The sequence below is a fragment of the Kitasatospora sp. NPDC056184 genome (genome assembly GCF_042268405.1).
GTDB lineage: Bacteria > Actinomycetota > Actinomycetes > Streptomycetales > Streptomycetaceae > Kitasatospora.
In genome coordinates, this window is sequence record NZ_JBHJUI010000022.1 from 31,373 (window position 1) to 45,949 (window position 14,577).

Annotated in this window: 12 protein-coding genes; 10 read left to right on the forward strand and 2 right to left on the reverse strand. The window is 74.6% G+C overall.

All coding sequences use genetic code 11. From position 1 onward, the window contains the following. Nucleotides 1–6: 6 nt before the first annotated feature. Entirely contained in the window at nucleotides 7–927 is a 921-nt protein-coding gene (locus ACFC0B_RS31890) for a hypothetical protein (protein WP_376093958.1), read from the reverse strand. A 305-nt stretch (nucleotides 928–1,232) separates the two neighbouring features. Here ACFC0B_RS31890 and ACFC0B_RS31895 point away from each other — a divergent pair, with 305 nt between their 5' ends. The 7 genes from ACFC0B_RS31895 to ftsY all read left to right on the forward strand — a co-directional run bounded on the left by ACFC0B_RS31895 (nucleotide 1,233) and on the right by ftsY (nucleotide 9,806). After that, entirely contained in the window at nucleotides 1,233–2,585 is a 1,353-nt protein-coding gene (locus tag ACFC0B_RS31895; RefSeq protein WP_376093718.1) for a hypothetical protein, read from the forward strand. A 111-nt stretch (nucleotides 2,586–2,696) separates the two neighbouring features. Next, nucleotides 2,697–3,275 (forward strand): hypothetical protein, encoded by a 579-nt coding sequence (locus tag ACFC0B_RS31900; RefSeq protein WP_376093721.1) that lies wholly within the window; start codon nucleotides 2,697–2,699, stop codon nucleotides 3,273–3,275. 31 nt (nucleotides 3,276–3,306) lie between these two features. Then, nucleotides 3,307–3,801 (forward strand): winged helix-turn-helix transcriptional regulator, encoded by a 495-nt coding sequence (locus ACFC0B_RS31905; RefSeq protein ID WP_376093724.1) that lies wholly within the window; start codon nucleotides 3,307–3,309, stop codon nucleotides 3,799–3,801. A gap of 35 nt (nucleotides 3,802–3,836) precedes the next feature. Next, entirely contained in the window at nucleotides 3,837–4,136 is a 300-nt protein-coding gene (locus ACFC0B_RS31910; protein WP_376093727.1) for an acylphosphatase, read from the forward strand. A 413-nt stretch (nucleotides 4,137–4,549) separates the two neighbouring features. Further along, nucleotides 4,550–4,753 carry a hypothetical protein gene (locus ACFC0B_RS31915; protein WP_376093730.1) on the forward strand — a complete coding sequence of 68 codons (204 nt, stop codon included), beginning with the start codon at nucleotides 4,550–4,552 and terminating at the stop codon, nucleotides 4,751–4,753. A 170-nt stretch (nucleotides 4,754–4,923) separates the two neighbouring features. Then, nucleotides 4,924–8,490 (forward strand): chromosome segregation protein SMC, encoded by a 3,567-nt coding sequence (gene smc / locus ACFC0B_RS31920; protein ID WP_376093733.1) that lies wholly within the window; start codon nucleotides 4,924–4,926, stop codon nucleotides 8,488–8,490. 98 nt (nucleotides 8,491–8,588) lie between these two features. After that, nucleotides 8,589–9,806 carry a signal recognition particle-docking protein FtsY gene (gene ftsY, locus ACFC0B_RS31925; protein ID WP_376093736.1) on the forward strand — a complete coding sequence of 406 codons (1,218 nt, stop codon included), beginning with the start codon at nucleotides 8,589–8,591 and terminating at the stop codon, nucleotides 9,804–9,806. 120 nt (nucleotides 9,807–9,926) lie between these two features. Here ftsY and ACFC0B_RS31930 read toward each other — a convergent pair whose 3' ends face one another. Next, nucleotides 9,927–10,598, reverse strand: a complete 672-nt coding sequence (locus ACFC0B_RS31930) for a bifunctional DNA primase/polymerase (protein ID WP_376093739.1) — start codon at nucleotides 10,596–10,598, stop codon at nucleotides 9,927–9,929. 578 nt (nucleotides 10,599–11,176) lie between these two features. Between ACFC0B_RS31930 and ACFC0B_RS31935 the strand changes: the two genes are divergently transcribed. The 3 genes from ACFC0B_RS31935 to ACFC0B_RS31945 all read left to right on the forward strand — a co-directional run bounded on the left by ACFC0B_RS31935 (nucleotide 11,177) and on the right by ACFC0B_RS31945 (nucleotide 14,563). Continuing rightward, on the forward strand, nucleotides 11,177–12,631 hold the full coding sequence (locus tag ACFC0B_RS31935) for a hypothetical protein (protein WP_376093742.1): 1,455 nt from the start codon (nucleotides 11,177–11,179) through the stop codon (nucleotides 12,629–12,631). A gap of 226 nt (nucleotides 12,632–12,857) precedes the next feature. Then, the gene (locus tag ACFC0B_RS31940; RefSeq protein ID WP_376093745.1) at nucleotides 12,858–14,228 is read left to right on the forward strand and encodes an ammonium transporter; all 1,371 of its coding nucleotides are present in this window, start codon (nucleotides 12,858–12,860) and stop codon (nucleotides 14,226–14,228) included. Beyond that, nucleotides 14,225–14,563: a P-II family nitrogen regulator gene (locus tag ACFC0B_RS31945; protein ID WP_376093748.1), complete on the forward strand. Its 339-nt coding sequence runs from the start codon at nucleotides 14,225–14,227 to the stop codon at nucleotides 14,561–14,563. Before ACFC0B_RS31940 ends, ACFC0B_RS31945 begins: the two co-directional genes overlap by 4 nt. Nucleotides 14,564–14,577: the final 14 nt, after the last annotated feature.

The following is a 14,577-nucleotide window of genomic DNA, read 5'->3' on the forward strand; positions in this document are numbered from 1 at the left end:
GAACCGTCAGCTCTTGGCGAGTTCCGGTTCGGCCGGCGCGGCCTCCGGCAGCCCGCCGTGGGTGTCCTGGCCGAAGTAGGCGACGCCGACCGCCGCGACCACGGCGATCAGGAAGCCGACCACGCCGAGCCAGCCCAGCCCGGCCTTGGAGGAGTCGCCGAGCCAGAGGACGCCGGCCGCGCCCGGCAGCACCGTCTCGCCGACCACCAGGGCGGCGGTGGCGCCGTTGACCGAGCCGATCTGCAGGGCCACGGTGTGCACGTACATGCCGCCGATGCCGCCGACCAGGATCGCGTACAGGGCCGGGTCGGCGAGCAGCCGGGCGAGGTCGAACGGCTCGATGCCGTTGAGGATGCGGACGCCGACGCCGAGCGCGCCGAAGCCGAGGCCGGAGAGCAGACCGGCGACGATCGCGCCGTTGGCGCCCATCCGCCGCACCAGCAGGCCGCCGCCGACCAGGAGCACGGTGGTGATCGCCAGCAGCCACCAGTGGAAGGCCATCGCGGCGTGGTGGCCGCCCTCCGGTCCGGCGGAGACCGCGAGCAGCACCAGCGCCGAGCAGAGCACGCCGATCGAGGCCCACTCCAGCTGCTTGAGCCGGATGCCGAGCAGCTTGATCGAGAGCACCGCGGTGATCACCAGGTTGGCGCTGATGATCGTCTGGGAGAGGAACAGCGGCAGCATCCGGGCGGCCAGCGCGCCGAGCCCGAAGCCGATGAAGTCCAGCACCGTGCCGAGGATGAACTCCCAGGTCACGGCGGCCTTGGCGGTGGAGGCGAGGCTGGGCCCGCCGTGTGCGGTGGTGCCGGAGGCACGGCCCCTGGCGGCCTCCTCGCGGGCGGAGCGCCGGGAGCCGACGGCCTGCAGGACCGAACCGGTGCCGTAGCAGGCGGAGGCCGCCACAGCGGTGACGAGGCCGATCAACAACGCGGAGCTCCGATCAGGAGGGGTGGGGCGGGAGGTGCTCACGGGGCGGCGGTACCGCCACCACTATGCCCGGTCGGGGAGGACCGGCGGGACGCCCGGTCCCGGCGGCCGGTCCGGTCCGATGTCTGCCGGGAGGTACGCGCGGGCCGCCGGCCGGGTTCCCGTCCGGGGGCGCCTCGGGGGCGGCCGGGCGGAAGATCATCCCGCAGAAGGGGGAGCCACCCCGGCGGACGGTGGGGGTGCCCGGCCGGACGGCACCCGGTCGGCATGCCCGGCGAGGGGGCCGCTCGGGGTAGCGTCGAGACATGAGAACCCCTGCACGACGACGTTCCCGGGGCGCCGGGCCGCTGGCGCTGGTGTCGGTGCTGCTCGGGCTGCTGCTCCTGCTGGCGCCGACGGCCTCGGCGGCCGGCGGTCTCGACGACGCGGCCGCCGCGCTCAAGCAGGGCCGGGTGTACGTCGACCCGGCGATGGCGGGCCGGTTCGACCAGAGCCAGGCCGACGCCCTGACCGAGAAGATCCGCAAGGCGGACAAGCCGATCTTCGTGGCGGTCGTCCCGGCCGCGGACCCGTACGGGGCCAGGACCGTCTTCGAGGACCTGCGCACCAAGGTCGGCGTCACCGGCACCTACGCGATCTGGCGCGGCGACCAGTTCCAGGCCCGCTCCGACAAGGCGGCGCTGTCCAGCGCGAGCGCCGAGCGGATCGCCGGCGCCTCCTTCCGCTCCCACCCCGGCGACATCGGCGGCACGCTGAACGACTTCGTCGACACCGCCGCCCCGCAGGTCAAGGGGCACGGGGTGAACAGCGACAAGGGCGGCGTCTCCACCGCCGCGGTGGTCGTCCCGCTGGCCCTGCTGGCGCTCGCCGGCACCGGTGTCTTCCTGCTGTTCCGCCGGGCCAAGCGGCGCAAGGAGGAGCAGCGCCGGGCCGAGCTGGCGCAGCTGCGCCAGGTGGTCGACGAGGACATCACCGCCTACGGCGAGGAACTGGACCGGCTCGACTTCGTCCCGTCCGCGCCGGACGCCGACGACGTGCAGCGCGGCGACTACACGCACGCGCTGGACTCGTACGAGAAGGCCAAGCGGCTGATGGACGGGGCCGAGGGGCCGGAGGACGTGAAGCCGGTCACCGAGGCGCTGGAGGACGGCCGGTTCGCGCTGGCCACCCTGGCGGCCCGGCGGGACGCGCGCCCGCTGCCGGAGCGCCGGCCGCCGTGCTTCTTCGACCCGCGGCACGGCCCGTCCGTGCTGGACGCCGAGTGGACCCCGGCGGGCGGCGCCGTCCGCGCCGTCCCGGTCTGCCGGGCCGACGCGGACCGGCTGGCGGCCGGCCAGGACCCGGACATCCGGACCGTTCCGACCGCGCACGGCCCGCAGCCGTACTGGAACGCGGGCCCGGCCTACGGTCCCTGGGCGGGCGGCTACTTCGGCGGCGGCGGCCTGCTGCCTGGGTTGTTGGTCGGCACCATGCTCGGCTCGATGATGGCCACCCCGGCGTACGCGGCCGGCCCCGTCGACGCGGGCGCCGGATACGACGGCGGCGACGTCTCCGGCGCCGACTTCAACTCCTCCGACTTCGGTGGCGGCTTCGACGGCGGTGACTTCGGCGGCGGTGGGGACTTCGGCGGTGGCGGCGACTTCGGTGGCGGCTTCTGACCCTGGCCCGCACCTTCGGCTGATGCGATGATCGGCCCACGGCCCCCGCCGGGCGACCGGCGGGGGCCGCGGTGTGTCGGTAGCGGGGGCGTTGCCGGAGGGGGTGGGGGAGTGGCACCGGACAGTGGCCCGGCCGGGCCGTGGCTGCGGGCGGGCGAGGAACTGCTCGGACTGGCGGAGGTCCGGCTGAGCGTGCTGGCCCGCCGGCCGCCGAAGCGGTACCGGCGGCGCGGGCGCGACACGGACACCGGCGTGGAGTTCGCGGTCGAGCACGGGCTCGACGTCCTGGACCCCGAGGGCCTGCTGACCCTGGTCGGGCTGGGCGCGCTGCTGGTCGGCGGGCGCCTGGTCGCGCCCCCGCTGCGGGGCGGCTGGGAGAGCACCGCGGGCCGGTTCGCCGCCGCCGCCCGGGAGGCCGAGCTCGCCCGCGCCTCGCCGACCTTCGGCTACGTGCTGCTGGCCGTCACCGACCGCCGGGTGCTGCTGCTGAAGCGCCGCGGGGCGCTGGCGACCGAGCACCTGGCCGAGCTCGGCCCGTTCCGCCTGCACAGGACCCCGGACGTCCGCCGCCGCTCGCGCGCCCGCCGGGTGGAGCTGCGGTTCGCGGACGGCTCGACCGTCGCCGTACGGGTGGCGCCCCAGCGGCTCAAGGCGCTGGCCGGGCTGGCCTCCCTGAGCGGACCGGTTTGAGAACCCAACCCGGTGTGGCAGGCTGTCGGACGTGACCTCAGACCTCCCTGCCGCACCCTCCCTGCCCGGCCGGCCGTGCTCGATCGCCGCCGCGCTGCACGTGGTGGGGGAGAAGTGGGCGCTGCTCGCGGTGCGGGAGCTGTTCTACGGCAACCACCGCTTCGACCGGATCGCCCGCAACACCGGGGCGCCCCGCGACCGGCTCACCGCGCGGCTGCGGGCGCTGGAGGAGGCGGGCGTGGTCGAGCGGCGGCCCTACAGCGAGCGGCCGCCGCGGTACGAGTACCACCTGACCGAGGCCGGCCGCGACCTCGCGCCGCTCACCCAGGCGCTGCTCGCCTGGGGCGACCGCTGGGTGCTGCCCGAGGCGCCGGTGGTCTTCGAGCACACGCCCGAGGGGCACCCGCCGCACCCCTACGACCCGCGGTGGGTCTGCCGGACCTGCGGCGAACCCGGGCGCGGGGCGGAACTGCGGGCCGAGATCCGCAGCCCCGGCTGGACGGCCGAGGGCCCGTCCGGCCCGTGACGCGCGCCGCCACCGGGACGGATAGGGTCGGGGGCATGCACGGTCGCGACGCCCACAGTGACGAGCCGGTCCGGGTCACCGCCTGGGTGCGCGGCAAGGTCCAGCAGGTGGGCTTCCGCTGGTGGACCAGGGCGCGGGCGCTGGAGATCGGCCTGACCGGCTACGCGAGCAACCTCGGCGACGGCCGGGTGCAGGTGGTGGCCGAGGGCCTCGCCCCGGACTGCGAGCAACTGCTCGCCCTGCTCAGGGGCCCGGACACACCGGGCCGGGTGAGCGGGGTGACCGAGATCTGGACCGCCGTCGGGCCCGGCTACGAGAGCTTCGCGATCCGCTGACCGCCCCGCGGGCCCGGGCCCGGAGCGGGCCGCCGGAAAACGATCGGCAACCGGCGGTGTCGTACGGTTGCCATCCGGGCAGACTCGTGGTTGACTCCGCATCGAACGATGATCCACGAGCAGGTGGTGGACCCCCCTTCGCAGCCGCCCGGCGTGACGACACCGCCAGGCAGGTGACAGGGGCGCGGTAGCGTGCGGTGATCGTGTTGACCCGTACCGTCTTTGGTGAGACGCTGGAAGCCCGCGCACACGACCGCGTCATTCCGGTAGGCGCACGCCCCCGCGAGCCCAGCTCACGGTGGTTGTGCCGTAGTGCCCAGCCAGCACTGCCGGTGCGCGCCGCGCGTGCGTCCCCCTTCCCCCTAGACCTGTACCGTTCCGGTTCGGTCACTCAGCGTGGAGGACCATTCATCATGGCAAAGGCGCTTCTCGGGTACGTCGGCGGCCCCGACCCGCGAATGCTTTCCGAGATGCGACGGCTGCAGCAGCGCGTCCAGGATCTCGAAGCCGAGCTCCTTCGGATGCAGGCTGAGAACGACGCTCTCAGCGCTGTCGCCGGCGAGCACTCGTTGCTCAACAGCATCGATCTGGACCAGCGGGAGCCGGCTCTCACCTGAGTCCCGCCCGATCCCCTCGATCGACGCCGCTGTGCACTGAGCCGCCCCGAAAGGGACGCAGCTTGCAAGGGACGCCCCGTGTGGCGTCCCTTCGTCGTGTCCGGGCACCGGCCGCCGGGGGATACAGTCGCCGCTGGAGCCCCTGGCGAGCGAGGTGAGGAGACCGGCGCGTGCACCTGAAGAGTCTGACGCTGCGCGGGTTCAAGTCCTTCGCCTCCGCCACCACCCTCAGGTTCGAGCCCGGCATCACCTGCGTGGTCGGACCCAACGGCTCCGGCAAGTCCAACGTCGTCGACGCGCTCTCCTGGGTGATGGGCGAACAGGGCGCCAAGTCGCTGCGCGGCGGCAAGATGGAGGACGTCATCTTCGCCGGGACCAGCGGGCGGGCCCCGCTCGGCCGCGCCGAGGTCAGCCTCACCATCGACAACACCGACGGCGCCCTGCCGATCGAGTACTCCGAGGTGACCATCACCCGGACGATGTTCCGCAACGGCGGCAGCGAGTACGCGCTCAACGGCGACACCTGCCGCCTGCTCGACATCCAGGAGCTGCTCTCCGACTCCGGGATCGGCCGCGAGATGCACGTCATCGTCGGCCAGGGACAGCTCGACTCCGTCCTGCACGCCGACCCGATGGGCCGGCGCGCCTTCATCGAGGAGGCGGCCGGCGTCCTCAAGCACCGCAAGCGCAAGGAGAAGGCGCTGCGCAAGCTGGACGCGATGCAGGTCAACCTCAACCGCGTCCAGGACCTGGTGGCCGAGCTGCGCCGCCAGCTCGGCCCGCTCGGCCGGCAGGCCCGGATCGCCCGGCGCGCCGCCGGGATCCAGGCCGACCTGCGCGACGCCCGGCTGCGGCTGCTCGCCGACGACCTGCTCGCGCTGCGCACCGCCGTCGAGGCGGAGATCGCCGACGAACTGGCCCTGCGGCTGCGCCGCTCCACCGTCGAGCAGGAACTCGGCCGGGCGATCGGTCGCGAGGCGGTGCTGGAGGCGCAGGTCCAGCAGCTCGGCCCCGGCCTGGAGGCCGCCCGGCAGACCTGGTATCGGCTCTCCGGGCTGGCCGAGCGCAGCCGCGGCACCATCGGGCTGGCCGAGGCGAGGGCCCGGCACGCCGCCGCCGGCGGGCAGGCCGAGGAGCGCCGCGGCCGGGACCCGGAGGAGCTGGAGCGCGAGGCCGAGCGCGTCCGGGAGGAGGAGGCCGCGCTGGCCGAGGCCCTGGAGCAGGCCCGGGAGGCGCTCGACGGGACGGTCGAGGCCAAGGCCGAGCTGGAACGCGCCCTCGCCGCCGAGGAGCGCCGGCTCAAGGACGCCGCCCGGGCCATCGCCGACCGCCGGGAGGGACTGGCCCGGCTCCAGGGCCAGGCCGCCGCCGCCCGCTCCAAGGCCGCCGCCGCCGAGGCCGAGATCGGCCGGCTCGCCGAGGCCCGCGACGAGGCACTGCAGCGCGCCGGGGCCGCCCGGCAGGAGTACGAGGAGCTGCGGGCCCGGGTCGACGCCGACACCGAGGACGGCGAGCGGACCGACAGCGCGCACGACGGCGCCCGGGAACGGCTCGCCGCCGTCGAACAGGAGCTCACCGCCGCGCGCGAGGCCGCCGGCACCGCCGAGCGCGAGCGGGCCGCGCTGACCGCCCGGCACGAGGCGCTGGCGCTCGGCCTGCGCCGCAAGGACGGCAGCGGCGCGCTGCTCGCCGCCGGGGAGCGGCTGGCCGGGCTGCTCGGACCGGCCGCCGCGCTGCTGCGGATCGCCCCCGGCCACGAGACCGCCGTGGCCGCCGCGCTCGGCACCGCCGCCGACGCGGTGGCCGTCGACTCGCCCCGCACCGCCGCCGAGGCGCTGCGGCTGCTGCGCAAGGAGGACGCCGGCCGGGCCGCCCTGCTGATCGCCGGCGCCCCCGAACCGGCCGGCCCGCCGGGGGAGCTGCCGTCCGGCGCCCGCTGGGCCGCCGAGCTGGTCGACGGACCGGCCGACCTGCGGGCCGCCGTCGCCCGGCTGCTGGCCGGCGTCGCGGTGGTGGACACCCTCGACCAGGCCCTCGGGCTGGTCGCCGCGCACCCCGCGCTGAGCGCCGTCACCGCCGAGGGCGACCGGCTCGGCGCCGGCTTCGCCCACGGCGGTTCCGGTGCCGCCCCCAGCCTGCTGGAGACCCAGGTCGCGGTGGACGAGGCCGCCCGGGCGATCGCCGAACTCGACGTCCGCTGCGCCGAGTCGGCCGGACGGCTGGCCGAACTCACCGAACGGCGCCGGGAGTCGGCCGCCGAACTGGAGCAACTCGCCGTCCGGCGGCGGAAGCTGGAACGCGAGCGGGCCGAGGTGGCGGGCACCGTGGGCCGGCTCGGCGGACAGTCCCGGGCCGCGGCCGGCGAGGCCGAACGGCTGACCGCCGCCGCCGGCCGCGCCGAGGACGGCCTGGCCCAGCTGCTCGCCACCGCCGAGGAACTGGCCGAACGGCTGGCCGTCGCCGAGGAGACGGCCGCCGACGGCGAGGACGAGCCGGACGCCGCCGAACAGCAGCGGCTGGCCGCGGCCGCCACCGCCGCCCGGCAGACCGAACTGGAGGCCCGGCTCGCGGTGCGCACCCACGAGGAGCGGGTCCGCGCGCTGGCCGGCCGGGCCGAGCAACTGGACCGGGCCGCCCGCGCCGAGCGCGAGGCGCGCGCCCGGGCCGCCGAGCGCCGCCGGCGCGCCGAGCACGACGCCGCCGTCGCGGGCGCCGTCGCCTCCGGCGCCCGGCAGCTGCTCGCCTGCCTGGAGGTGTCGCTGGCCCGCGCGGACGCCGAACGGGCCGCCGTCGAGCAGGCCCGGGCGGCGCGCGAGGCGGAGCTGAAGGAGCACCGCGAGCACGGGCGCGAACTCAAGGACGAGCTGGACAAGCTGGTCGACGCCGGCCACCGCGACGAGGTGCTGCGGGCGGAGAAGCGGCTGCGAATCGAACAGCTGGAGGGCCGGGCGCTGGAGGAGTTCGGCATCGAGGGCTCCGAACTGCTGGCCTCGTACGGGCCGGACCGGCCCGTCCCGCCGTCCGCGCCGGAGGAGGGCCAGGAGCCGGGCGAGCCGCGCCCCTACGTCCGGGCCGAGCAGGAGAAGCGGCTGCGCACGGCCGAGCGGGCGTACCAGCAGCTGGGCAGGGTCAATCCGCTGGCGCTGGAGGAGTTCGCCGCGCTGGAGGAGCGCCACACCTTCCTCGGCGAGCAGCTGGACGACCTCAAGCGCAGCCGGCGCGATCTGCTCGACATCGTCAAGGACGTCGACCAGCGGGTCGAACAGCTGTTCACCGCCGCCTACCACGACACCGCCGCGCAGTTCGAGGGCGTGTTCTCCCGGCTGTTCCCGGGCGGCGAGGGCCGGCTGGTGCTCACCGACCCGGAGTCGATGCTGACCACCGGCGTCGAGGTGGAGGCCCGTCCGCCGGGCAAGAAGGTCAAGCGGCTGTCGCTGCTCTCCGGCGGAGAGCGCTCGCTGACCGCGGTGGCGCTGCTGGTCTCGATCTTCAAGGCCCGGCCCAGCCCGTTCTACGTCATGGACGAGGTCGAGGCGGCGCTGGACGAGACCAACCTGCGCCGGCTGGTCGCGATCATGGAGGAGCTGCGGGAGAGCTCCCAGCTGATCGTGATCACCCACCAGAAGCTGACCATGGAGTCCGCCGACGCCCTGTACGGGGTGACCATGAAGGGCGACGGCATCTCGCAGGTGATCAGCCAGCGGCTGCGGGAGGACCGGAAGGAGCGCCGTCCCTGACCGGGCGGTGATCCACTTCCGGTCCCGGCCGGTCCGCCGGTGATCCACTCGGCCGCCTGCGGTCCGCGAGGACCGGTGTCGCGGATACTTAGGGCGTTATGGAATACGTGATTCTTGCCGTAGTCATCGCGGTGGTCGCCGTCGGCGCGATCGCCGGACTCGTCGTTTCCGGCAGACGACGCCAGCAGCTGCCCCCGAAGTCGCAGGCGCCGGTCATCACGGCGCCCCCGACCCCGCGCGAGCCCGCCGTCGGCGAAGAGGCCGCGCCACCGACCGAGGAACCGCGCCGCACCGTCGAGGAGGTCCAGCTCCCCGAGGCCGAGATCGAGGCCGAGGCCGAGGTCGAGGCCGCCCTCGGGACGGTCGAGGAAGCCCCCGTCCTTGAGGTCCCCGAGCCCACCGCCGGCCGTCTGGTCCGGCTGCGCTCGCGGCTCTCCCGATCGCAGAACTCGCTCGGGAAGGGCCTGCTCTCGCTGCTCTCCCGCGAGCACCTCGACGAGGACACCTGGGAGGAGATCGAGGAGACCCTGCTGACCGCCGACGTCGGCGTGGCCCCCACCCAGGAGCTGGTCGAGCGGCTGCGCACCCGGGTCAAGGTGCTCGGCACCCGCACCCCGGAGGAGCTGCGCGGCCTGCTGCGCGAGGAGCTCGTCGAGCTGATCGGCACGGACGCCGACCGCACCGTGCACTCCACCAAGCACGAGGAGGGCCCCGCGGTCGTCCTGGTCGTCGGCGTCAACGGCGTCGGCAAGACCACCACCACCGGCAAGCTGGCCCGGGTGCTGGTCGCCGACGGCCGCAAGGTGGTGCTCGGCGCGGCCGACACCTTCCGCGCCGCCGCCGCCGACCAGCTGCAGACCTGGGGCGAGCGGGTCGGCGCGCGCACCGTGCGCGGGCCCGAGGGCGGCGACCCGGCGTCGATCGCCTTCGACGCGGTCAAGGAGGGCATCGCCGAGGGTGCGGACACCGTGCTGGTGGACACCGCCGGGCGCCTGCACACCAAGACCGGCCTGATGGACGAGCTGGGCAAGGTCAAGCGGGTCGTCGAGAAGCACGGCCCGGTCGACGAGGTGCTGCTGGTGCTGGACGCCACCACCGGCCAGAACGGGCTGATCCAGGCCCGGGTCTTCGCCGAGGTGGTCGACATCACCGGCATCGTGCTGACCAAGCTGGACGGCACCGCCAAGGGCGGCATCGTGGTGGCCGTTCAGCGCGAGCTGGGCGTGCCGGTCAAGCTGATCGGGCTCGGCGAGGGTGCCGACGACCTGGCGCCGTTCGAGCCGGGCGCGTTCGTGGACGCGCTGATCGGGGACTGAGCACCGCCCGGTGCCACCGGTGAAGGGTCCGCCCCCGCGAGGGGCGGGCCCTTCGGCGTTTCCTCCGGGGTCCGCTCCGGTGTTCCCTTCGGCGCTCCCCGCGGCGTTCCGGTCGGCCGGTCACGCGATCCAGGCGGGCTCGCGGGTGCGCTCGCGCCCGCGGTGGCAGGCGTAGGCGAGGGTGCCGAGCAGCAGCCGGGCCTCGGGCGGGCAGCCGGCGTTGTCCCGGGTGGGGCGGCGCAGCCAGCGCACCGGGCCGAGGCCGGCGAGCACGGTGGGCGGCGCGGCGACGAAGCTGCCCTCGCCGTGGCAGGTGAGGTCGAGCGCGGCGTCGTCCCAGCCCATCCGGTAGAGGAGGTCCGGCAGCCGGCGGGCGGTGCCGGGCGCGACCAGGAACTGCAGCCGTCCGGTGGGCGCGGCGAGCACCGGTCCGACCTGGGTGCCCATCCGCTCCAGCCGGACCAGGGCCTGCAGGCCGGCCTGCTCGGGGACGTCGAGGACGTCGAACGCGCGGCCGGTGGGGAACAGCACCGAGACGTCGGTGCCGGGGCGGGCGGCCGGTCCGGCACCGGGGGCGGGGTGCAGGCCGGGGGCGGCACAGCGCGGCGCACCGCAGTGGCAGCGGTGCGGGGTGGAAGCCGTGCGGGCCGGCTCGCCGACGACGACGGCCCAGCCCCACCGGCCGGTGTACTCCGCGGCCGCCTGGCTCGCGGTCGCGCGGGTGCGGTGACGCGCGCCCCGCGGCGCCAGCCGCAGGTGCCCCAGTCGAAGTACGCCGAACAGGTTGTCCATGCCTCCCCCAACAGGTTCTCGTTGCCGATGGTTACGGGACGGTGACTTTGTGTTGCTTTTTCTGTGCGTGGTGCGTGGTGCGGTGGCGGCGCGCAGCGCGCGGTGTGCGCCAGTTGCCCTGGTGTGCCTCGTGCGCCGCCTTGTGGCCGGCGGTGGTGATGCCGGATCGTCGGTGGGCGGGAGGACCGTCGGTCGGTGCGGGTGCCAAATCCGCCCGTGGCGGCGGCGGTTCGCCTGAAGAGCCGGGTGCCGTCGGGGACTTGGCAGCCCGCATATGCCGGGCCGCCGGGACTTCCTAGTGAACCGTCTGCCGACGCGGTTCGGTTCACTCCTGGGGGTGGCGAAAGGTGGCGTTTCGCCAGGGCCGCTCCCCGGGGCGGTGTGCGGGGCGTTACGTTCAGCACACGGGCCTCGTCAGGGCGTCCGCTCCGGGCCACCGGCGTCCGGTAGTTGGGGAACTGACGGTCCGTCCGCGGCGGCGGCGCCGCGGTCCGGCACGACACGTCTGGTAAGAGCCCGCAACCGTCGGGCGGTCACGATCGGGGCCCCGGGGGCCCGGGCGGGATGGGGACGGACCCATGGCAGAGAAGCAACCCAACGAGAAGCTGACCACGTGGTTCGCCCGCAGCGGCTGGTCCAAGGGCGAGTTGGCCCGCCAGGTCAACCGCCGGGCCCGGCAGATCGGGGCGCACCACGTCTCCACGGACACCTCGCGGGTGCGGCGCTGGCTCGACGGCGAGCAGCCGCGCGAGCCGATCCCGAAGATCATGTCCGAGCTCTTCTCCGAGCGGTTCGGCTCGGTGGTCTCCATCGAGGACCTCGGCCTGCGCGCCGCCGTACCGGTCTCCACCGTCGGCGGCGGCGTCGACCTGCCGTGGAGCGCGCCGCAGACCGTCCAGCTGATCAGCGACTACTCGCGCAGCGACCTCATGCTCAACCGGCGCGGCTTCCTGGGCACCTCGCTCGCCCTGACCGCCGGTGCCGCGCTGATCGAGCCGATGCAGCGCTGGCTGGCGCCCGGCCCGTCCGGCGCCCCCACCCCGATCCTGACCGCGGCCAACGGCGGAGAGCCGTTCACCGGCCGGCTCTCCGAGCCCGAGCTGGAACTGCTGGAGCAGACCACCGTCATGTTCCGGCAGTGGGACGCGCAGAACGGCGGCGGGCTGCGCCGCAAGGCCGTGGTCGGCCAGCTCCACGAGGTCACCGACCTGCTCCAGGAGACCTACCCCGAGCAGACCACCCGGCGGCTGTTCCGGCTCACCGCCGAGCTGGCCCACCTGGCCGGCTGGATGTCCTACGACGTCGGCATGCACCCCAGCGCCCAGAAGTACTACGTGCTGGCGCTGCACGCCGCCAAGGAGGCCGGGGACCGGCCGTTCGGCGCGCTGATCCTCACCGACATGAGCCGGCAGATGATCCACCTCAACCGCGGCGAGGACGCGCTGGAGCTGATCCACCTCGCCCAGTACGGCAGCCGCGACACCGCCACCCCGCGCCAGCAGTCCCTGCTGTACGCGATGGAGGCGCGCGCGTACGCCACGATCGGCGAGGTGAACCGGTGCGCCCGGGCGATCCGGCTGGCCGAGGACACCTTCACCGACATCCGCGAGGGCGACGGCGACCCGGACTGGCTGAAGTTCTTCTCACCGGCCGAGCTGAACGCGGAGAACGCGCACTCCTTCCGCGACCTCGCCTACCACTCGGACAACTCCGAGCTGTACGCCTCGATGTCGGCGCCGGTGATGGAGCGCGCGGTCGACCTCTTCCGGCAGGACGGCGACCACGTCCGCTCGTACGCCTTCAACCTGGTCGGCATGGCCAGCGTGCACCTGCTGCAGAACGAGCCGGAGGAGGCGGCGGTCTTCGCCGAGCAGGCGGTGGACATCGCCACCAAGGTCCGCTCCGAGCGGCTCAACTCGCGGGTCCGCAAGACCACCGAGGCCGCCGCGTCCCGGTTCAAGGGCGTGGACGCGGTCAGCCGGCTCAAGGAGCGGGTGGTCCAGGACATCCCCGAGTATGTCTCGGTGGTCTGAGCCCCACCGCGACACCCCTCACCCACCGACCGTGCCGACCGCCGACGGCACGGTCGGTGCCGTGTTCACGCGGGCGTAACCCCGCGGTCGTCCTCGTCACGGAGGTGAAACACCCGGCCGCATCGGCCGAAACCGGCCTTCGGCACGCTCCTGGTCAACGCCGACGCCCCGGGTGCACGGGACAGGGATCCGGGTGCGGATCGGCTTCCAGTCAGGAGGAGAGCCGATGCCGGACGGCTTCAGCGCGGGCGACACCGCCTTCGTACTCATCAGTGCGGCCCTGGTCATGGTGATGACCCCGGGGCTGGCCTTCTTCTACGGGGGGATGGTCCGGGCCAAGAGCACCCTGAACATGCTGGCGATGAGCTTCCTGTCGCTGGGCATCGTCAGCGTGCTGTGGGTCCTCTACGGCTACTCGCTCAGCTTCGGCCCCGACGCGGGCGCCGGTCTGATCGGCAACCTGGACTTCCTCGGGATGCACGGCATCGGCCTCGCCGACCTCACCGGGACGATCCCGGTGACCGCGTTCTCCGCCTTCCAGCTGATGTTCGCGGTCATCACCCCGGCGCTGATCAGCGGGGCGGTCGCGGACCGCGCGAGATTCGCGGCCTGGGGCCTGTTCATCGGGCTCTGGGTCACCGTGGTGTACTTCCCGGTCGCCCACTGGGTGTTCTTCTTCGACGGCGGCGCCGGCGGCTGGCTCGGCGACCGCACCGGCGTGATCGACTTCGCCGGCGGGACGGCCGTCCACATCAACGCCGGGGTCGCCGGCCTGGCGCTCTGCCTGGTGCTCGGCCGGCGGATCGGCTTCCGCAAGGACCCGATGCGCCCGCACTCGCTGCCGCTGGTGATGCTCGGCTCCGGGCTGCTCTGGTTCGGCTGGTTCGGCTTCAACGCCGGCTCGGCGCTGGCCGCCAACGGCGTGGCGGCGATGGCCCTGCTCAACACCCAGGTCGCGACCGGCGCCGCGCTGGTCGGCTGGCTGGTCTTCGAGAAGCTGCGGCACGGCGCGTTCACCACGCTGGGCGCCGCCTCCGGCGCGGTGGCCGGCCTGGTGGCGATCACCCCGGCCTGCGGCTCGGTCTCCCCGCTCGGCGCGGTGGCGATCGGCCTGGTCGCCGGGGCCGCCTGTGCGGCCGCGATCGGCCTCAAGTACCGCTGGGGCTTCGACGACTCGCTCGACGTGGTCGGCGTGCACGCCGTCGGCGGGGCGATCGGCTCGCTGCTGGTCGGCCTGTTCGCCACCGGGACGGTCGGCCAGAGCGCCAAGGGGCTGTTCTACGGCGGCGGGCCGGAGCAGCTGGGCAAGCAGGCGATGGGCGTGGCGGTGGTCGGCGGCTACTCCTTCGTGCTCTCCTGGCTGCTGGCCAAGGCGGTCGACCGGGTGATCGGGTTCCGGGTCGCCGAGGACGTCGAGCTGGCCGGCGTCGACCAGGCCGAGCACGCCGAGTCCGCGTACGACTTCAGCGCGCTGGGCTCGGGCCTCGGCCGGACGGCCGCCCCGGCCGCGGCCCTGGTCGCCGCGGCCTCCGCACCCGCACCCGCGCCGGCCGCGGCGGCGCACGGCACCGAGAAGACCGAGGTGGACGCCCGATGAAGCTCATCACCGCCGTCATCAAGCCCTACCGCCTGGACGAGGTGAAGGCCGCCCTGCAGGCCTTCGGCGTGCACGGCCTGACCGTCTCCGAGGCGAGCGGCTACGGCCGCCAGCGCGGCCACACCGAGGTCTACCGGGGCGCGGAGTACACCGTGGACCTGGTCCCCAAGGTCAGGGTCGAGGTCCTGGTCGAGGACGAGGACGCCGAGCCGCTGATCGAGGTCCTGGTCAACGCGGCCCGGACCGGCAAGATCGGGGACGGCAAGGTGTGGGCGGTGCCGGTCGAGACGGCGGTCCGGGTCCGCACCGGCGAGCGCGGCCCCGACGCCCTCTGAGGGGGCCCGACCGC